Annotated in this window: 16 protein-coding genes; 13 read left to right on the forward strand and 3 right to left on the reverse strand. The window is 66.4% G+C overall.

Annotated features, from left to right (window positions below; genetic code table 11):
* Positions 1-115: 115 nt before the first annotated feature.
* From ACMDW7_RS03295 to ACMDW7_RS03345, 11 genes are all read left to right on the forward strand, one after another.
* Entirely contained in the window at positions 116-1,573 is a 1,458-nt protein-coding gene (locus tag ACMDW7_RS03295) for a TldD/PmbA family protein (RefSeq protein WP_377305607.1), read from the forward strand.
* Positions 1,570-2,934, forward strand: coding sequence for a TldD/PmbA family protein (locus ACMDW7_RS03300; RefSeq protein WP_377305605.1), 1,365 nt, complete (start codon positions 1,570-1,572; stop codon positions 2,932-2,934). The genes ACMDW7_RS03295 and ACMDW7_RS03300 overlap by 4 nt, the downstream gene beginning before the upstream one ends.
* A gap of 1 nt (position 2,935) precedes the next feature.
* A complete protein-coding gene (locus tag ACMDW7_RS03305; protein WP_377305603.1) occupies positions 2,936-3,307 on the forward strand; it encodes a contact-dependent growth inhibition system immunity protein in 372 nt (123 codons plus the stop codon).
* Positions 3,308-3,469: 162 nt separating this feature from the next.
* Positions 3,470-4,423, forward strand: a complete 954-nt coding sequence (gene argC / locus ACMDW7_RS03310) for an N-acetyl-gamma-glutamyl-phosphate reductase (protein WP_377305601.1) — start codon at positions 3,470-3,472, stop codon at positions 4,421-4,423.
* A 9-nt stretch (positions 4,424-4,432) separates the two neighbouring features.
* On the forward strand, positions 4,433-5,632 hold the full coding sequence (locus ACMDW7_RS03315) for a hypothetical protein (RefSeq protein ID WP_377305599.1): 1,200 nt from the start codon (positions 4,433-4,435) through the stop codon (positions 5,630-5,632).
* A 106-nt stretch (positions 5,633-5,738) separates the two neighbouring features.
* A complete protein-coding gene (locus ACMDW7_RS03320; protein WP_377306152.1) occupies positions 5,739-6,485 on the forward strand; it encodes a metallophosphoesterase family protein in 747 nt (248 codons plus the stop codon).
* 213 nt (positions 6,486-6,698) lie between these two features.
* Complete coding sequence (locus ACMDW7_RS03325; RefSeq protein WP_377305597.1) at positions 6,699-7,574, forward strand: substrate-binding periplasmic protein; 876 nt, start codon at positions 6,699-6,701, stop codon at positions 7,572-7,574.
* A 42-nt stretch (positions 7,575-7,616) separates the two neighbouring features.
* Complete coding sequence (locus ACMDW7_RS03330; RefSeq protein ID WP_377305595.1) at positions 7,617-8,669, forward strand: hypothetical protein; 1,053 nt, start codon at positions 7,617-7,619, stop codon at positions 8,667-8,669.
* A gap of 241 nt (positions 8,670-8,910) precedes the next feature.
* Positions 8,911-11,220: an ATP-binding protein gene (locus ACMDW7_RS03335; protein WP_377305593.1), complete on the forward strand. Its 2,310-nt coding sequence runs from the start codon at positions 8,911-8,913 to the stop codon at positions 11,218-11,220.
* Between the two features lie 225 nt (positions 11,221-11,445).
* On the forward strand, positions 11,446-12,369 hold the full coding sequence (locus ACMDW7_RS03340) for an esterase/lipase family protein (RefSeq protein ID WP_377305591.1): 924 nt from the start codon (positions 11,446-11,448) through the stop codon (positions 12,367-12,369).
* A gap of 181 nt (positions 12,370-12,550) precedes the next feature.
* Complete coding sequence (locus tag ACMDW7_RS03345; RefSeq protein WP_377305589.1) at positions 12,551-13,273, forward strand: hypothetical protein; 723 nt, start codon at positions 12,551-12,553, stop codon at positions 13,271-13,273.
* A 9-nt stretch (positions 13,274-13,282) separates the two neighbouring features.
* Here the strand turns inward: ACMDW7_RS03345 and ACMDW7_RS03350 are convergent, their stop codons facing one another.
* A complete protein-coding gene (locus tag ACMDW7_RS03350) occupies positions 13,283-14,434 on the reverse strand; it encodes an L-lactate dehydrogenase (protein WP_377305587.1) in 1,152 nt (383 codons plus the stop codon).
* 233 nt (positions 14,435-14,667) lie between these two features.
* On the opposite strand from ACMDW7_RS03350, the gene ACMDW7_RS03355 reads away from it, so the two are divergent.
* Complete coding sequence (locus tag ACMDW7_RS03355; RefSeq protein WP_377305585.1) at positions 14,668-14,901, forward strand: hypothetical protein; 234 nt, start codon at positions 14,668-14,670, stop codon at positions 14,899-14,901.
* A 10-nt stretch (positions 14,902-14,911) separates the two neighbouring features.
* On the opposite strand, the gene ACMDW7_RS03360 is transcribed toward ACMDW7_RS03355, so the two are convergent.
* Both ACMDW7_RS03360 and ACMDW7_RS03365 read right to left on the reverse strand, forming a co-directional pair.
* Positions 14,912-15,964: a DUF2891 domain-containing protein gene (locus ACMDW7_RS03360; RefSeq protein WP_377305584.1), complete on the reverse strand. Its 1,053-nt coding sequence runs from the start codon at positions 15,962-15,964 to the stop codon at positions 14,912-14,914.
* A 114-nt stretch (positions 15,965-16,078) separates the two neighbouring features.
* Entirely contained in the window at positions 16,079-17,293 is a 1,215-nt protein-coding gene (locus ACMDW7_RS03365; protein WP_377305582.1) for a M20 aminoacylase family protein, read from the reverse strand.
* 180 nt (positions 17,294-17,473) lie between these two features.
* Here ACMDW7_RS03365 and argE point away from each other — a divergent pair, with 180 nt between their 5' ends.
* The gene (gene argE / locus ACMDW7_RS03370; protein ID WP_377305580.1) at positions 17,474-18,658 is read left to right on the forward strand and encodes an acetylornithine deacetylase; all 1,185 of its coding nucleotides are present in this window, start codon (positions 17,474-17,476) and stop codon (positions 18,656-18,658) included.

Genomic DNA, 18,658 nt, shown 5'->3' on the forward strand with positions numbered 1-18,658 from the left:
TTCGTGTTGCGATCGACGGAATGACGAGATTTCGTCATCTGGCGTGCTCGCAAACCCGCGCCGCCCGCGCCATACGCCCTGCTAAGTTTCTGAAACGTCATTTTCAGGACGAGTCATGTCTGCTTCTCTGCTCGATCGCGCCCGCGCCCAGGCGCCGGCCTGCGACTTCTGGTCCGCCCGTGCGGTGACCGAAACCTCCGAACAGCTCCAGGTGCGCCAGAACGTGGCCGAGGCACCCAGCCGCAGCCGCGACGCTGGCGTGATGGTCACCGTCATGGACGGCGGCGGCCTGGGCTACGCCGCCACCTCGGATACCAGCGACAGCGGCCTGCGCGCCGCCTTTGTCCGCGCCAAGGAGGCCGCGCAGGCCGTGGCCGGCAAGACGGTGTTCGACTATCGGCAGGTGGCCATGCCCAAGCCGAACGGCCGCTATGCCAGCAGTACACAGCGCCCGGTGGCGAGCCTGAGCCTGGCCGAGAAGTACGACCTGCTGGGCAGCGTGTGCGCCGCCGCCAAGGTGGACGATGCGATCGTGGACTGGAGCGCCTCGCTGTGGACGTTGCACACCGAGCAGGCCTACGTGACCAGCGACGGTGGCGAAGCCCTGCAGCGCTGGGACTTCGTCATCCCCAACATCACTGCGGTGGCCAGCCAGAACGGCCACACGCAGACCCGCACCGCGGCTGGCCAATACAACGGCTACTGCCAGCAGGGCGGCCTGGAGGTGCTGGATCGCGCCCGCTTCTACAGCGACGCACCGCGCGTGGCGCATGAGGCCCTGCAGCTGGTGGCCGCAGCCAATTGCCCGGCCGGCGAGATGGACATCATTCTCATGCCCGACCAGATGATGCTGCAGATCCACGAGAGCATCGGCCATCCGCTGGAGCTGGACCGCATCCTGGGTGACGAGCGCAACTTTGCTGGCACCAGCTTCGTCACGCTCGACATGTTCGGCCACTATCAATATGGCAGCACGCTGCTGAACGTGACCTACGACCCCACGCGCGAGATCGAATTCGCGCGCTTTGCCTTCGATGATGACGGCGCAGCGGCCGAGCGGCATCACATCATCAGGGACGGCGTCCTCGTGCGGCCATTGGGCGGCACCATCAGCCAGGCCCGCGCCCGCGCGCTGCGTGCCGACATCAGCGGCGTGTCCACCACGCGTGCGGCCAGCTGGAACCGCGCGCCGATCGACCGCATGAGCAACCTCAATGTGGAAGCCGGCAGCAGCTCGCTCAATGACATGATCGCCTCAGTCGACTATGGCGTGCTGATGCACACCAACTGCTCTTGGTCGATCGACGATTCGCGCAACAAGTTCCAGTTCAGCTGCGAGTACGGGCAGGTGATCCGCAAGGGCCAGCTGGCCGAGGTGGTCAAGAACCCCGGCTACCGCGGCGTGAGCAGCACCTTCTGGCGCAGCCTGTCCGCGGTGGGTGATGCGAGCACCATGGAAGTCATGGGCACGCCCTTCTGCGGCAAGGGCGAGCCGAGTCAGGTGATCCGCGTGGGGCATGCCTCGCCGGCCTGCAAGTTCTCCAATGTCTCAGTGTTCGGAGGTGCAGCATGAGCGAGCACGATCCGATGAACCCTTCCGCCATGGATCTGCTGCAGCCGGAGTTTCTGAAGCTGGCCGAACGCATCTGCACCGCCACGCCGGGCGCGGATCGCGTCACGCTGTATCTCAATGCCGAGGACAGCGACTTCATCCGATTCAACCGCGCTGCCGTGCGGCAGATCACGCGCGTGGCGCAGCGCTACGCCACCGTGGCCGTGATCCACGGCCAGCGCCGCGCCGAGAGCACCATCACCCTCACCGGCGACCTCGCGGCCGACACCGACAGCCTACTGGCCGAGCGCGCGCAGCTGCTGGGCGATCTGCCTGCCGTGCCCGAAGACCCGCACCTGCTGCTACCTGACAGCATCGAGGGCACCAGCCGCCATGATCACGGCGGCGTGCCTGCGGCCACCGAGGTCGTGGACGCTGTGCTGACCCATGCGCAGGGCACGGACTTTGTCGGCTTCTATCAGGGCGGTGCCGTGGTGCGCGCCTTTGCCGACAGCCGTGGCCAACGCAACTGGCACAAGGTGGACAGCTTCCATTTCGACTGGTGCCTGTACCACGCCGCGGACAAGGCGGTGAAGACGGGCTACAGCGGCACGCACTGGGACAGCGCCGAATTCGGCCGCCGCGTGGCGGCCGCACGCGAGCGCTTGGCGCTGCTGGCGCGGCCGGTGAAGACGCTTTCGCCCGGCGCCTATCGCACCTATTTCACGCCCGTGGCCATGACCGAGCTGCTCGGCACCCTGTCTTGGGGCGGCTTTGGTCTGAAGGCGGCCAGGACGGCGACCTCCACGCTCGTGAAGCTGCAGCGTGGCGAGGCCGCGATGAGTCCCGACGTGCAGCTGGCGGAACGCACCGCCGCTGGCATTGCGCCGCGCTTCTCGGCCCTGGGCTTTGTGAAGCCGGACGCCACGGCGCTGGTGGATGGCGGCAAGGTTGCCGGCCAGCTGGTGTCGCCGCGTTCGGCGCGCGAGTACGGCGTGGCGACCACCGGCGCAAATGGCAATGAGTCGCCCGAGTCCTTGAGCCTGGCCGCAGGCACACTGCCCGAGGCCGATGTCCTCAAGACTCTGGGCACCGGCATCTATGTCAGCAACCTCTGGTACCTCAACTACAGCGACCGCCAAGCCTGCCGCATGACCGGCATGACCCGCTTTGCCTGCTTCTGGGTGGAAAACGGCGAGCTGGTCGCGCCGCTGTCCGTCATGCGCTTCGACGACAGCTTCCTGCGCATGTTCGGCGACGGGCTGGTCGCGCTCACCGACACGGCCGAGCTGATTCCGGAAAGCGGCACCTACGGCAGCCGGCAGCTGGCGAGCATCACGACGCCGGGGGCGCTGGTGGAGGGGTTCAACCTCGTGTTGTGACTTGCTCGACTCGCCCGGCATTTGTGGCAACGGACAAGCAGAAGTGTGGATTGAACGGGAATCAGAACTCGGACAGTTCTTTGCAACCAGATTTCATCAGGACTGGGTGCCAGCCTACGGCTGCACGTATCGGGCTGTCGATGACTACCTAGCCCGGGCCCGGCCTGAGACCGTGCGCGATGTACTAGTCGAGCTGGCAGCGTTTAGGGCGTCGGCCCAGGGCGACGAGCAGCGCATCGAGGATGAGCTCTATCCACTCTGCGACTACGTTTTGGGTGTCGAGCCGGCTGTTGGCTCGTGGAATCAATGGCTGGATCTCATTGAAAGCCTGCTCAAGCGCGCATCGCCAAGGCCAGAAGACTCACCACGTTGAGATATCCGGGGGCTTCCCGCTTGTCTGGTGCGGTTCTTCAGGCACTTTGCCCTGAAGAACCGCATCCATGCTGGATCTGCGTTTCCGCATGCAAGCCTGCCGCCGTCATGAAGGGCTCGCGGCCTGCGCCGATAATTCGCGCTGCAACTAGGAGCTGCGCACATGTTCAAGGTGTTTGTCGACGGCCAGGAAGGCACGACGGGTTTGCAGATTCGCGAGCGGCTGGCCGCGCATGGCCAGGTGCAGGTGCTGGAGATCGAGGCGGAGCGCCGCAAGGATCAGGCGCGCCGCGCCGAGCTGATCAACGAAGCGGATGTGGTGTTTCTCTGCCTGCCGGACGAGGCCTCGCGAGAGTCCGTCACCTTGGTGGCGCCGGGAAACACCCGCACCAAGTTCATCGATGCCAGTACGGCGCACCGCACGGCGGCGGGCTGGGTCTACGGCCTGCCGGAGCTGAACGCAGCGCAGCGCGCCGCCATCCAGGCAAGCAGCCGCGTGGCCGTCACGGGCTGCCATGCCGCAGGCTTTGTGTTGGCGGTGGCGCCGCTGGTGGCCGCCGGGCTGCTGCCCAGGGACTACCCGATCACCTGCCATTCGCTCACCGGCTATTCGGGCGGCGGCAAGAAGATGATCGCCGCCTATGAGGCCGCAGTGGAAAGCCACGCGCTTGATGCGGCGCGCATGTACGCCCTGGGCCTGACGCACAAGCACCTGCCGGAGATGCAGACCTACACGGGTCTTTCGCACAAGCCGGTGTTCGTGCCCATCGTCGACAACTTCTACAAGGGCATGGCGGTGAGCATCCCGCTGCATCTGCGCGCCATGGCAGCGGGCATCACGCGCGCCGCGATCCACGCCGCGCTTGCGCAGCACTACGCCGGCCAGCGCTTCGTGCGCGTGATGCCGCTGGATGCCGAGAGCAATCTGGAGGACGGCCAGTTCAACGCGCTGGCCACCAACGACACCAATCGCAACGACATTTTTGTCTTCGGCAATGACGAGCGCGTGCTCGTGGTCAGCCGCCTGGACAACCTCGGCAAGGGGGCCAGCGGCGCGGCGGTGCAGTGCATGAACCTGATGCTCGGCTTTGACGAAGGCGCCGGGCTGGCCGGTTGAGGCCGCGGCATGCGTGCGGATCGGCTCCACGCCAGCGCCCACGCTGCGCGGGTATTGCGCGGGGTCTTGGGGCTTGCGCTTGCGCTGACGCTCGCCGGCTGCGCCTACCGATATAGCGAATCGCCCGCGCCCGCTGCTGCACCGGGCAGTACGTCGCCGAACACGTCAGGGCGCACAAGCGATGCCGATGAAGTGGCGCGGCAGGCCCGCGCTGCGGCGCTGGCCGCGGTGGATGCTGCGCGCGCCGCGGCCCTGCGGGCCGAGCAGAATGCCAGAGAGGCCGCAACGCAGGCCGCCGAGGAGGCTCGGCGTGCTGTCGCCACCCGTGCCGCAACCGCGCCGGGCTTCCGCTTCCATGCGATGGGCGATCTGCCCTACGGCAATGACGCGCAGTTCCTGAAGCTGATCGACACCATCAACGCGCGCGGCGGCGCGTTCAGCATCCATCTGGGTGACATCAAGACCGGCACGACGCCGTGTGATGACGAGACCTTTCTGCGCGTACGCGGCTACTTCGACCGCTTCACCCAGCCGCTGTTCTACACGCCGGGCGACAACGAATGGACGGACTGCTACCGCGCCAGTGCCGGGGTGTACGTGCCCACCGAGCGTCTGGCCAAGCTGCGTGAGCTGTTCTTTGCCACCGGCACCACCCGCGGCACACCGCGCCGCGTGGACAGCCAGGGCGCATTGGCCGCCGGCACAGCGCGCGCCAGGTTCGTGGAGAATCAGCGCTGGGTCGAGCAGGGCGTGCTCTTCATGAGCCTGCACGTGGTGGGCAGCGGTAATGGCATCGCCGACGCGGCCGAATACAGCGAGCGCAACGCCGCCAACCTGGCCTGGCTGGCCGAGGGTTTCGCTGCCGCCCGATCAAGCAACGCACCTGCGGTGGTGATTGCGATGCAGGCCTACCTCAGCTTCCAGCCGGGCGCGCGTGGCATGGCGGACACCATCGACGCGATCGCGCGGGAGGCGGCTGCCTTTGGCAAGCCAGTGCTGGTGCTGCAGGGCGACGGCCACCGTCTGCTGATCGACCGGCCCTGGCTGGACCGCCACCCTGCCAAGCTCGCCAACATCACGCGCGTGATGGTGCCAGGTGACCAGCAGGTGGCGGCGGTCGAAGTGACGGTGGACCTGCGCGAGGGCGCGTCGCCCTTCGCGTTTCGGGTCGTTTCGGCAATCAATTTGGCCGAATCAGATGGAAAATGATGGTTTTTGGAAGCGTCTATGCCTCAGGATCCGCTTTCTGCATGCGGAAGGTGACATGTGACACGTTTTGTTGCATTGTGGCCGAAATTGAATTTTTGAGATGACCCTGCGTCTGGCCATCGTCTCCGACATCCACGGCAACCTGCCGGCGCTGCGGGCGGTGCTCGCGCATCTAGAGCGCAACGGCGGCGCGGACCACGTGCTCAACCTCGGCGACATCCTCTCCGGCCCGCTCTGGCCGCGCGAGACGGCGGACTTCCTGATGGCCCAAGGCTGGCCGACCATTGCCGGCAACCACGAGCGCCAGCTGCTGGCCTGCGCCCACACCCACGGGGGCGCGAGCGACCAGTTTGCCTATGAGCAGACCACACCCGAGCAGCGCGCCTGGCTTGCGGCCTTGCCGCAGCAACTCAAGCCGCACCCGGCGGTGCGCATGGTGCACGGCAGCCCGCGCAATGACTGCGAATACTGGCTGGAGACCGTGGTGCCCGGCCAATCTGCACGCGCCGCCAGCGAGATCGAGGTGGCCGAGCGCGCCTGCTCCGTGAGTGAGCGTGTGGTGCTATGTGGCCATACGCACATGCCACGCAGCGCGCTGCTGCCAAGCGGCGTGCTCGTGGTGAACCCTGGCAGCGTCGGCCTGCCCGCGTATGACGATGACGACGGCGGCTATCACGTCATCGAGACAGGCAGCCCGCATGCGCGCTACGCCACCGTCACTCTGAACGCCGATGGCATCGACGTGAACTTCCATGCGGTGGCGTATGACTGGGCTGCGTCCAGTGCACGCGCTGAACAGAACGGCGCGATGGACTGGGCTCGCTGGCTGGCCAGCGGTCGGGCTTCAGGTTGAGTTGAATCGATGCTGATGGCGATGTCTCAATGTCATCGCTGACACTAGGGCATGTCGCCCGTTTGAGCGTATGTTTGCCATCGAATTTCGCTCGTCCTCATCATGGATTGCTCGCACTACACATCAGCTTTGGCGCTCACGCGTGGGGCGAAGTGCTCACGGCGTCAATTCATGCACGGGTTGGTCGGTGCAGCCGGTGTTGGTGCAGGTCTCATGCTGTCGTGCAGCCCCAGTGCGCAGGCCGCGCCGCCCGTTTCGGAGCCGGGTGCTCGTCCGCTGGTGCGCATGCCCGGTGAGCCGCAGATCGGCCAGCGCCCGTCCAGCTATGTGGAAGACCTGCTGGAGCTGCTGCTGGAACGCGCCGACTACACCCACCGCATCAGCTTCGTTCCGGGCATGACCGTGCCACGGAGCTTGCAGGAGCTGCGCAAGGGGCAGGTGGATGTCTGCGCACTCACGAGCAACACCCAGCCCATCGACGGTGTGAAGCCCCTGCGCTATCCGCTGTTTCGCGGCCTGCTGGGCGTGCGTGTGTTGCTGGCCCAGCGCGAGCAGGCCAGCGAGATCGCGAAGACGGCAGATCTTGATGCGCTCAAGCGCCGCTATCGCTATGGGACTGGCGCGGACTGGGTGGATCGCAACGGGCTGGAGGCGCTGGGTTTCCGCGTTGTCACTGGGCCGTCCTACCCCGGCCTGTTCCAGATGCTGCGCTACGGCCGCTTCGACATCTTCAGCCGCGGTGTGATCGAGGCCTACAAGGAGCTCGACGATCCGTTTCTGGGCGAGGGTCTGGCCGTGGTGCCTGAGATCGCGCTCGCGTATCCGCTGGACAGCTACTTCTTCGTCAGCGACACCAATCCTGCGCTGTTTCGTGCCCTCGAGGACGGCATGCGACGAGCGCGGCAGGACGGCAGCCTGAACCGACTGCTCTACGGCCACTTCGGCAACAGCCTGCAGAGGGCGCAGTTGCCCGCGCGCCGCTGGTGGCGGGTAGACGGCTATCCCGTGCTCCCCGGGACCCCGCTCGACATGTTTGACCTGTCCATCCCCGAGGCGGCCGCACGGCTGATCGCCGGGCGAAAGGCATGAGCAAGAGGTGCTCTTGAGTGGTCGGGCGTTAGGATGCGCGGCATGAGCAAGCGCAGCAGACCGGGTGATCCAGTCTCAGAATGGGCGCACCACGCCTCCCGGGACGCTGCCCGGCGAGATCTGCTGCGTCTTGCGCTGTCGGCGGCTGTCGTCAGTTCGGGCGGGGTGGCGATCGGCGCGCCGCGCAGCGCCGCTGCGGCCCCGGCCCCTGCGCCGCACGCGTCTTCGTCCAAGGCGCCGATCGTCGTGCGCATGAACGGTGGCGCCGATGCAAACGACCAGCGCACCACCTATCCGCAGCGCTTGCTGGCGCTGGCGATGGAGCGCAGCGGCGAGCCGTTCCGCATCGTGACCGTGGCGAGCATGACCGTGCCTCGGCGCATCATCGAGATGCAGGACGGCCATCTGGATCTCTGCGTGCTGGCGAGCACGATGCCGCCGCAGCGCGGTATCCGTCCAATTCGCCTCCCGCTGCAGAGAGGCTTGCTGGGTGTACGTCTGCTGCTGGCCACACCCGAGGTCGCCGAGCGCGTCACTCGGGTGAGCGATCTGAGCGAGCTGAAGCGGCGCTACCGCTATGGCAGCGGCCTCGATTGGGCGGATCGGGGCGATCTGGAGCGGCTCGGCTTCCGGGTCGTGGCCGGCGCGAGCTACTCAGGCCTGTTTGACATGCTGCGCAATGGCCGCTTTGACATCTTCAGCCGCGGCATCACCGAGATCTACCGCGAGCTGGATCATCCGCAGCTCGGCCGCGGGCTCGCGGTGGTGCCGAGCCTGGTGCTGCACTACCCGCTGGACAGCTATTTCCACGTCAGCGAGCGCTCGCCGCGGCTGTACACGGCGCTGGAGCGCGGCTTGAGGCGTGCGCGCCAGGACGGCAGCATGACCGCGCTGCTGGCCTCGACCTACGGAGCGGCCATTCAGCGCGCCAACCTGGCCGAGAGACGCTGGCTGCGGGTGCAGGGCTATCCGGTGCTTCCCGGTACGCCGCTGGAGCTGTTTGATCTGGCCAGCCCTGCGGCGGCCGAGCGGCTGTTGGCGCCTGGCGGCCCGCGTGAGACCGGCGCCGCCCTGCCGCACACGCGCAGCGCCTGATCTTGCACGACGAGCGCTCTCGCTACTCCACCGAATTACTCGCGCTTGCACTTCGCCAATGGGGGCTTTGAGGTCCCGGACGGCATGCCGATCGAGTTTTGTTGTGCTTGAGCCGAAAACGTCTCGCGGCGAGTTCAAGCGGTGTTGAGCAGCAGACACCCGGCGCACTTCACGCTTGCAGCTGCGCGGCGCAGGACGCAAACTCCCTGCAACACCTTTTCAGGAATGCCTCTTGCGCGCCGTGTCTGCGCCCTCTGACCATCGCCTCACGCCTAGATCGCTGGTCTGGCGGCTTGGCGCGCTGATCGCGCTGGCCATCCTGCTGGTCTTTTTCGTGGTCGGCACCTCGACGCTGGTGATCGAGTATCGGGATGGCTTGGCCCAGGCGCACCGCTCGGCGCTGTCCACCGCAGATTCGACCTTGCGGCCCGTGGCCAAGTCGGTCTGGAACGTGGACCCGGACAGCCTGGCGCTGCTTACTGCCAGCATGGTGCGCGACGGCAGCATCGTGCGCGTGGAGGTCTTCGACAGCAACGGTCTGATGCGCGACGAGCGCCGCACCGGCCCGCAGCAGACCGTGGACAAGGTCTGGGAGCGCGAGCTGTTCGCGCCCGAGGACAACAGCCCCATCGGCAAGATGCGGATCACAGAGTCCTACGAACAGGTGCGCGAGGAGTTTGCCAATCGCGCCGGCAATGTGCTCTTGGCCGAGTTCATCAAGCTCGCTGTGCTGGCCGCCGCCGTGGTCTGGCTAGTGGAGCGCATTCTGTCCCGCCCTCTGAGACAGCTGGCCAATGCGGTGGACGCCCTGCCGGTCGGTGAGGCGGCACGCATCACCTTGCCCAGCCGCTGGGGCAAGGACACAGACGAACTCGGGCGGCTCGTTTCCACCATCAACCGATTGACAGCCGGACAGGCCACTGAGCTTGAGGGACGCATCTCCGCAGAGGCGCGCTTGCGTGACCAGTTCCGTGAGATCGAGATCATTCTCGGTGCCGTGAGCGAGGGCGTGGTCGCTCTGCAGGGCGACGGCCATCTGCTGTATCTGAACGAACCGGGATGCCGTCTGCTGGACGTGACCGGCACCGGCGATCTGGTGTTCAGCGACGTGCCGATTCTCGCCAGTCTGGTGCCGCAGCCCTTGCTGGACAGCTTGCGCGCCACCGCGTTGGCCGGCAGTGGCATGGCGCAGCGCGCCTACACCAGCAAGGTGCACCTGCGCGGCATCGGCGAGGTGCCGGTCGAGGTCAGTGTTTGCGCTCTGTCTGAAGGCCCGGTGGCCTGGGTGATCGTGGCGCGCGATGTGTCGGCCGAACAGGCGGCGGCTCAGGCGGTGGCCGAGCGCGAGGCCGAGCGCCGCGCCAATCAGGCCAAGACGGACTTCCTGTCGCGCATGAGCCACGAGCTGCGCACGCCGCTCAACGCCGTTCTCGGCTTCTCGGAGCTCATGGCATCCAGCCGCACCGAGCCCCTTGGCCCGCAAGGGCAGCGCTTCAACGAGCAGATCCACCGCTCCGGCATGCATCTGCTGCGCCTGATCTCGGACCTGCTGGACCTGTCGCGGATCGAAGCTGGCGCCTTCGCGCTCAATCTGCGCGTGATGCAGGTGGACAACCTGGTCGCTCAGTCCATTGAGATGGTCGCTCAGGACGCGGCTGCGCGGCACGTCGAGTTGACCAGCAACTTCGACGGTGCGCGCCGCCCGGACGTCAACATCGACGAGACCCGCTTTAAGCAGGTGATGGTGAACCTGCTGTCGAATGCGGTGAAGTACAACCGTCCGGGGGGTTACGTGTCGGTCGTGGTCGGCGAGGCCAACGGCCAATTGGTGATCACTGTGAGCGATAGCGGCGTCGGTATGTCGGCCGAGCAGTTGGCCCAGCTGTTCACCCCCTTCAACCGCCTGGGGCGCGAAGCCAGCAACGTGGAAGGCACCGGCATCGGTCTGGTGATTGCCAAGCGTTTGGTCGAGTTGATGGGCGGCGAGATCGAGGCCACCAGCACCGCGGGTACCGGCACCGTGTTCCGGGTCAGCTTGCCGATCGCTCGGCAGTCGCAGTCCGGCAACGAGCCCGCCGGTGGACGCAGCGGTTACGCGGTTCAGAACCGCCCGGAAATCACCGGTACCCTGGTCTATGTGGAAGACAACGCCATCAACCGGCTCATGCTCGAGCACTACCTGAAGTTCCGCCCGGGTGTGGAGACCGCCTTCGCCAGCGACTTTGATGAAGGCCTCGCGGTGATCTCGGAGCATGCGCCCATGCTCGCCCTGGTCGACATGAACCTGGGTCAGCGCACTGGCATCGAGCTGCTGGCGCGGCTCAAGGAGCGCCCGGCGCTGGCTGGCACCACCTGGGTGGCGTTGAGCGCCGACGCCATGCCCGAGCAGGTGACGCAGGCCCGGGCGGCCGGTTTTGATGACTATTGGGTCAAGCCGATCTCGCTGGAAGACTTTCTGCAGCGCATCGATCAGATCTTCGGCGCACCGGCCCATGCAGCGGACGGCGCTGCGAGCCCGTCCCAGCTCAACCCCGGCCAATCGGCGGGCTGAACGCTCCCCCAACGCCATCTTGTCTGCATGTGACGGCACCGCGTGGCCGGCAACGTGCGCGGCTGCACCCACTCAGCGCATGCACGTTTCACGTTTCGCATTGCGAATTCAAATCGAAAACAAACGAACGATCGTGCTGCACCGCACCTTGTCAGGCTGAATTTCACTCATTGAAATCCGCTGCGCCCTCATTTCGAAGGGCGAAATTCAGCGGAGGGCGTAGTGATGATCAAGCGGTGCCTGTCTTTGCTGTTGTTGTGCCTGTGGTCCAGTCTGACCCTGCCGGCGTTCGCCCAGGGTTACACGCAGACGAGACACCCGATCGTTCTGGTGCACGGTCTGTTCGGTTTTGAGGCGCTCGGGCCGGTCGACTACTTCTGGCGGGTGCCGGACAGCCTGCGATCCAGCGGCGCCACGGTCTACACCGCCGCGGTGTCCCAGGCCAACAACTCGGTGGTGCGCGGCGAGCAGCTGCTGCGCGAGCTGGAGAGCATCAAGGCGCGCACCGGCGCCCAGAAGTTCAACCTGATCGGCCACAGCCATGGTGGGCAGACCATCCGCTATGTGGCCGCCGTCCGGCCGGACCTGGTGGCCTCCGTCACCTCGGTGGGCACACCGCATGCCGGCAGCAAGACGGCCGACGGCATCAACGCCATCGTGAGCGTGACGGGTACCACCGGGATTGCGGCGCAGATCGCCAATTCTCTCGCCGGACTGATCGGCTTTCTCTCCGGCAACCCCGGTCGGCCGCAGAACTCGCTGGCCGCGCTGTTGGAACTCACCACGGCGGGCGCGGCGGACTTCAACCGCCGCTTTCCGCAGGCCGCGCCCACCAGCCGCTGTGGCAGCGGTGCCGCAACCGTCAATGGTGTGCGCTACTTCTCGGCCGGCGGCACCGCCGTGCTGACCAACGTGCTGGACATCTCGGACGGCACCCTGGGCCTGACCTCGACCTTCTTTGGCTTTGAGCAAAACGACGGACTGGTCAGCCAGTGCTCGTCGCGTTGGGGCACGGTGCTGCGCGATGACTACCCCTGGAACCACGGTGACGAAGCCAATCAGGTCTTTGGCCTGCGCGGGCTGTTTGCGCCGGACCCGGTCGGCTTCTATCGCGCGCATGCGAACCGCCTGAGAAATCTGGGTCTGTGATCGCGTGGCACTGCAGCTGACGCGGCGCAGCCGCCTTGTGCTTGCGGCCTGCGCGCTTGGGGCCGCGGGTGCTCTGGCACTGTGGTGGGGGCTGGGGGATCTCCCCCCAGCCGACGCCGCACCAGCCGCGGCTGCCTTGGGCGCAGCTACGGTCGGGTCTGACCCAGTGCACGGTGTGTCCTTGGCCGCTGCATTGCCGTTACCGCAGCGCGCGCACGACCTGCCTGCCCTCCGGGCGCGCCTTGCGGCCGGGCCGCTGGCGAACAGCAGCCCGGATGGCAGCCTGCCCTGCGCTGCGGGCGGCCTTGCGCCAAGCATCGAGGTGCGTCGGCGTTTCGACTGGTATTCACAGGCGCTTGCGCCCAGCGGCGCGGCGGACCGCCTGGATGCGCTCGAAGTTGAAGCGCTGCTTGAGCAGGATGCCAAAGCCGCCTGCGGGGAGGTGGCCGCGCAGCAGATTCGCACGCTCTGGCGCGGCTACATCGCCATTGCCGCCGAGCCGGGTGCGCGGGCTGCAGACCTGCGCGCTCGTGCAGCGGCGCTCAAGGCCGCACAGCAGGCTCAGCTTGGGCCGCAGTGGGCGGAGGCCTTCTTTGGTGACGATCACCGTGCGCTTGAGGCTCGGTTAGGGGGGGCGGCTGACACAGGCGCAGCGGCGGCCTCGTCCGCGGCCTCACTCGCGCTCACCACCCCATCAGCCAGCGCCCAGGCCAGCGCGGCCGTAGCCGAACTGCAGGCCCGCTGGGCAGACTTTGACCGTCGCATTGCCGAGGCTGGGCGCGAGTGGCGGGCGCTGGGCGAGCAAGGTGCCGCCACGCCGGCGCAGGCCGACGCGCTGCTCAATCGCTGGTTCAGTGCAGACGAACGGGTCCGCGCCTCTGCGCTGCTGAACCTGCCTGTTTGAGCGGGGCCGCTATTCCGGGTAGGTGCCGGGGACGAGGATGCGCTTGTCCACATCCGTGAGCAGGCGATGACCGGTAAACGCCATCGTGACGTCCAGCTCCTTGCGGATGATCTCCAGCGCCTTGGTCACGCCGGCCTCGCCCATGGCGCCCAGGCCGTACAGGAAGGCGCGGCCGATGTAGGTGCCGCGTGCGCCCAGCGCCCAGGCCCGCAGCACGTCCTGCCCGCTGCGGATGCCGCCGTCGATGTGCACTTCGATCTTGTCGCCCACGGCGCGCACGATCTCGGGCAGCACCTCGATGGAGGAGCGTGCACCGTCGAGCTGGCGGCCGCCGTGGTTGCTAACGATGATGGCGTCCGCACCCGTCTGCACGGCGCGCTCGGCGTCCTCGGCGTCAAGGATGCCCTTGATGATGAGCTTGCCGCCCCAGCGGTCCTGGATCCACTTCACGTCGTCCCAGGAGAGCTTGGGGTCGAACTGCTCGGCCGTCCAGGCGGACAGGCTGCTCATGTTCGACACATTGCTTGCATGGCCGACGATGTTGCGGAAGGTGCGGCGCTGCGTGCCCAGCATGCCCAGGCACCAGCGAGGCTTGGTGGCCATGTTGATGATGTTCGGGATCGTGAGCTTGGGCGGCGCGGACAGGCCGTTCTTCAGATCTTTGTGGCGCTGGCCGATGATCTGCAGGTCCAATGTGAGCACCAGCGCCGAGCAGCGCGCCGCCTTGGCGCGGTCGATCAGCCGGTTGATGAACTCGCGGTCCTTCATCACATAGAGCTGGAACCAGAAGGGGGCCGTGGTGTGCTCGGCCACATCCTCGATCGAGCAGATGCTCATGGTGGACAGGGTGAAGGGCACGCCGAACTTCTCGGCTGCCCGCGCCGCGAGGATCTCACCGTCAGCGTGCTGCATGCCGGTCAGGCCCGTAGGCGCAATCGCCACGGGCATGCTCACCTTCTGGCCCACCATGGTGGTGTCCAGCGAGCGGTGGGTCATGTCCACCGCGACACGCTGGCGGAACTTGATGCGCTGGAAATCGCTTTCGTTCGCGCGGTAGGTGGACTCCGTCCAGCTGCCGGAGTCCGCGTAGTCGTAGAACATGCGCGGCACGCGCTTCTGAGCCAGCTTGCGCAGGTCTTCGATGTTGGTAATGACGCTCATGCGCGCGAGTCTCCCGGTGTGTTGGCCCGCGCGTGGACTGTGGGCCAGCGCGATGCTTCTTGTCAGCGTTGATCCTAGCGATTGGGTAGGCCCATGCGAAAGCGAGGGCTTTTCAGAGCTTGCTTGAAAACCGCTCAGCGCCCCGGCCGGGCGCAAGCCGGTTTTCGGTGATGTGCGCGGCCTGCCGAGCTTCGTATCTTCCGGGCTCCAGCACCACACACGGAGCGCCCAACATGTGGACCCAAGTGCAGAGTTACATGCTCGGCTACAACGCCGGCAGCAAGGAGTTCTACTTCTACTACACCCTGAAGGGGCAGAGCACAGCCACGCAGCTGGTGGTCGATGCGCAGACCTTCATGGCGCTGTCGGACATGTTCCGCAACGAGCAGCCGATCTCCTACAACAGCCAGGGCAACTACTTCGCCACCGGTGCCGAGCGCGTCGGTGATAACGACCGTCGCCCGTGACGCACTGAGGCTAGTTCAGCGCAGCCGGCCCGGCGAGTGGCACCACGGGCTCGGTCAGGGCCAGCAGGGCGAAGCTCGCCAGCCAATGGGTGGCACCAAAGTCGCCCACGGCCACATGCGGCAGGCTGGCGGCCAGATGTGCATCGATCGCGCGTTCGATCACTTCGCGCGGCACATCCGTCTGCGCGGCGATCATGCGCCAGCACCACACGCGCGAGAGGTTCAGCCCGTCCAGGTGCACGATCTGCGGGTCGATCCGGTCGCTTACCTTGGCGGGCGCGAGCCAGGTGGCCAGCGCCGCATCCGTGGGCCGGAAGGCCTGCCACCAGTCGGCATAGTCGCAGCCGTCCACCACGCGGCTCATGAGTGCGGCCTCGCACAGGCCGGCGGACAGGAAGTCGCTGCCCGAGGGTTCGTACTCCGCGGGGTAGCGGCGGTCCCGCCCGAACCAGTCGTGCGCCTTGCGGTGGATGAGTTGTGTGAGCGCGGGGCTGGCCGTCACGGCGCACGCGTCGAGCGCCAGCAGCAGCGCAAAGGCGGAGTTGCCATGCGTGCCGGCGCGGTTGGGGTAGTCCGCACGGGGCAGGAATTCGATGAAGCGGTCGTGAAATGCGGTCGCCAGCGGCGCGATGGCTTCAGCCCATCGCTTGGCGCCCAGGTCCGCCGTGCCCTGCTCGCGGGTGAGCAGCACCAGCTCGGCCGCCAGCTTCAGCAACCAGCCCCAACCATAGGGCCGCTCAAAGCTGCCGCGGCCGGGCTGCGCCAGATAGGCCAGCTCGCCGGCGATGGTGTCGCGGTTCAGGTGCGCATCAAAGGCGGCCGCAGTGGCGTTGCGCTCGGGCAGGTCCGGAAACAGCCGCAGCAGCCGTGCGAGGCTCCAGTGCATGTGCACGCAGCTGTGCCAGTCATAGCTGCCCCAGAAAGCGGGGTGCTGTACGCGCGGCGCCGTCAGGTCCTCCGGGCCATTGATGAGATGGTCCAGCTTGTGCGGCCAGGGCTCGACGATGTTTTTCAGCGCCAGCCGCGCGTAGCGGCTGGCAGTGGCGGCATCCAGGGCGATCAAGGTGCGCGTCCTTCAGTCTCTTCAACAGAAAGAAAGGCCTCCCGGGAGGCCTTTCCGCTTGTCTGGTGCGGCTTTCCAGCCTTTTTGGTCTGGAGAACCGCATGAAATGGACTTCTAGGCTTGGTGATCCTGCGCAAACCACATCTCCGCCAGCCGCACCCAATAGGTGGCGCCCAGCGGAATCAGCTCGTCGTTGAAGTCGTAGCTCGGGTTGTGCAGGTTGCAGGGGCCCAGTCCGTGACCCATCTCGCGGTGGGCGCCGTCGCCGTTACCAATGAACACGTAGCAGCCAGGCTTTTCCAGCAGGAAGAAGCTGAAATCCTCCGCACCCATGGTGGGCTCGACGTTCGGCACGACGTTTTCATTGCCCACCACGGCACGCGCCACGTCGGCACAGAAGGCCGCCTCGGGTGCGCTGTTGATGGTGGGTGGATAGTTGCGCAGGAACTCGACCTCGGCCGTGGCGCCGAACGCGGCGCAGACGCCGGCCACGATCTCCCGCATACGGGCTTCGATCAAATCCAGCACCTCAAGCGTGAAGGTGCGCACCGTGCCGTTGAGCATGGCGGTGTCCGGAATGACATTGGTGGTGTCGCCAGTGTGGATCTGGGTAATGGAGAGCACGGCCGCATCAATGGGCTTCTTGTTGCGCGTGACGATGGTCTGCAGGGCCTGGGCGATGTTCACCGCGACCATGACCGGGTCGCAGCCGTTATGGGGCAGGGCGGCGTGTGCACCCTTGCCCGTGATGCGGATGGTGAACTCATTGGAGCTGGCCATCTGCGGGCCTGGCGTCATGGCAAAGGTGCCGACCTTCAGCCCCGGCCAGTTGTGCATGCCGAAGACCGCATCCATCGGGAAGAGCCGGAAGATGCCGTCCTCGATCATCCTGCGCGCGCCGCCGCCGCCTTCTTCGGCCGGCTGGAAGATCAGATACACCGTGCCATCGAAGTTACGGTGCTTGCTGAAGTACTTCGCCGCGGCCAGCAGCATGGCGGTGTGACCGTCATGACCGCAGGCGTGCATCTTGCCGGCGTTCTTGCTGGCATGGGCAAACTGGTTGTGCTCCTGGATGGGCAGGGCATCCATGTCGGCGCGCAGGCCAATGGCCCGCTGGGCATTCTTGCCCTGGCCGGTGCCCTTGACGATGCCTACTACGCCCGTGCCGCCCAGGCCGCGGTGGATCGGGATCCCCCAGGCGGTGAGCTGTGCGGCCACGAGGTCGGCGGTGGCGAACTCCTCGAAGCGCAGTTCAGGGTTGGCATGAATTTGTCGGCGGATGGCCGTCGCCTCATGGGCATCGGCCAGGATCGGTTCAAGCAACTGCATGGCAAGACTCCTGGAAGCCTTGGAGTGTAGGCAGGGGCGGCGCGCCGGGCCATGCATGGCGGGAGCGCAGTTTCAGCAACTGTCCCGGTGGATGTTGCGCCGCAGCGGCCTGCTGTACCGGCGGCGGCTCGGGGCGGCAACCGATGTGCGCCGCCAGGGTGCACCCATACACTCGGTCGCATGAATGCACCGCTTCCCACCCAGCGCCTGAGCAACTCGGTCGAGATGCTGCGCCAGCTCGTCAGCTTCAACACCGTGTCGGCGGAATCCAATCTCGGCCTGATCGAATTCAGCCGCGACTGGCTGGCCGCCCAAGGCGTGAAAAGCCGCCTGATCTATGACAGCACCGGCAAGAAGGCCAACTTGTTCGCCACGGTGGGCGAGGGCGCCGAGCCTGGCGTGATCCTGAGTGGTCACACGGATGTGGTGCCCGTGGTGGGCCAGCCCTGGAGCACCGATCCGTTCACGCTCACGGAACGGGACGGCAAACTCTACGGCCGCGGCAGTGCCGACATGAAAGGCTTTATCGCCTGCGCGCTCAATGCCGTGCCCGGCTACCTGGCCTCGCCGTTGGCGGACCGCCGGCCCTTCCATCTTGCGCTGAGCTATGACGAAGAGGTCGGCTGCTTCGGCGTATGGGGGCTGATCAAGGACATCCAGGAGAGCGGCGCGAAGGTCTCGGCCTGCATCGTCGGCGAGCCGTCCTCGATGCAGCCGATCGTGGCGCACAAGGGCACGCATCGCTTCCGTTGCTGCGTGCGCGGCAAGGAGGCGCATTCAGCCAACACGAACCAGGGTGTGAACGCGATCCACTACGCCAGCCGCCTGATGAATTTTCTTCAGGAGCGCGCTGCACAGATCGCAAGCACCGAGACACCGGATGCGAACTATCCGGTGCCCACCAGTACGCTTTCCATCACCATGATCGAGGGCGGCACGGGCGCCAACATCATCCCGCTGCGCTGTGACTTCACGGTCGATGTGCGTACCCTGCCGGGCACGAGCTTTGCCGCGCTGCTCGATGAACTGAAGGCCTACGCGCGAACGCTCGAGCCCGAGATGAAGGCCGTGGCGGCCGATGCCGGCATCGATGTGCAGTTCATTGCCAGCATCGAAGGCTTTGGCGTGACCGATGCCGATCCGCTGCTGGCCCATGTCACGCGCCTGGCCGGAAGCCATCGCAAGATCCAGGTCAGCTTCGGGACCGAAGCGGGCATTTTCCAGCGCGCGGGCATTCCCACCATCGTGATCGGCCCGGGCAACATCGATCAGGCGCACCAGCCTGATGAATATGTGGAGATCGACCAGATCGCCCAATGCGACGCCTTCCTGGCGCGCCTGCTGGCTGAGCCTTTCTCAATTTGA

The sequence above is a fragment of the Piscinibacterium candidicorallinum genome, from assembly GCF_047549485.1.
In the GTDB taxonomy this organism is placed as follows: Bacteria; Pseudomonadota; Gammaproteobacteria; order Burkholderiales; family Burkholderiaceae_C; genus Piscinibacterium; species Piscinibacterium candidicorallinum.

Bases quoted from the DNA above. Each gene is read 5' to 3' on its own strand.
- ACMDW7_RS03295 (WP_377305607.1), top strand. From the start codon at position 116: ATGTCTGCTTCTCTGCTCGATCGCGCCCGCGCCCAGGCGCCGGCCTGC.
- ACMDW7_RS03300 (WP_377305605.1), top strand. From the start codon at position 1,570: ATGAGCGAGCACGATCCGATGAACCCTTCCGCCATGGATCTGCTGCAG.
- argC (WP_377305601.1), top strand. From the start codon at position 3,470: ATGTTCAAGGTGTTTGTCGACGGCCAGGAAGGCACGACGGGTTTGCAG.
- ACMDW7_RS03315 (WP_377305599.1), top strand. From the start codon at position 4,433: ATGCGTGCGGATCGGCTCCACGCCAGCGCCCACGCTGCGCGGGTATTG.
- ACMDW7_RS03325 (WP_377305597.1), top strand. From the start codon at position 6,699: ATGCTGTCGTGCAGCCCCAGTGCGCAGGCCGCGCCGCCCGTTTCGGAG.
- ACMDW7_RS03330 (WP_377305595.1), top strand. From the start codon at position 7,617: ATGAGCAAGCGCAGCAGACCGGGTGATCCAGTCTCAGAATGGGCGCAC.
- ACMDW7_RS03340 (WP_377305591.1), top strand. From the start codon at position 11,446: ATGATCAAGCGGTGCCTGTCTTTGCTGTTGTTGTGCCTGTGGTCCAGT.
- ACMDW7_RS03350 (WP_377305587.1), bottom strand. From the start codon at position 14,434: ATGAGCGTCATTACCAACATCGAAGACCTGCGCAAGCTGGCTCAGAAG.
- ACMDW7_RS03355 (WP_377305585.1), top strand. From the start codon at position 14,668: ATGTGGACCCAAGTGCAGAGTTACATGCTCGGCTACAACGCCGGCAGC.
- ACMDW7_RS03365 (WP_377305582.1), bottom strand. From the start codon at position 17,293: ATGCAGTTGCTTGAACCGATCCTGGCCGATGCCCATGAGGCGACGGCC.
- argE (WP_377305580.1), top strand. From the start codon at position 17,474: ATGAATGCACCGCTTCCCACCCAGCGCCTGAGCAACTCGGTCGAGATG.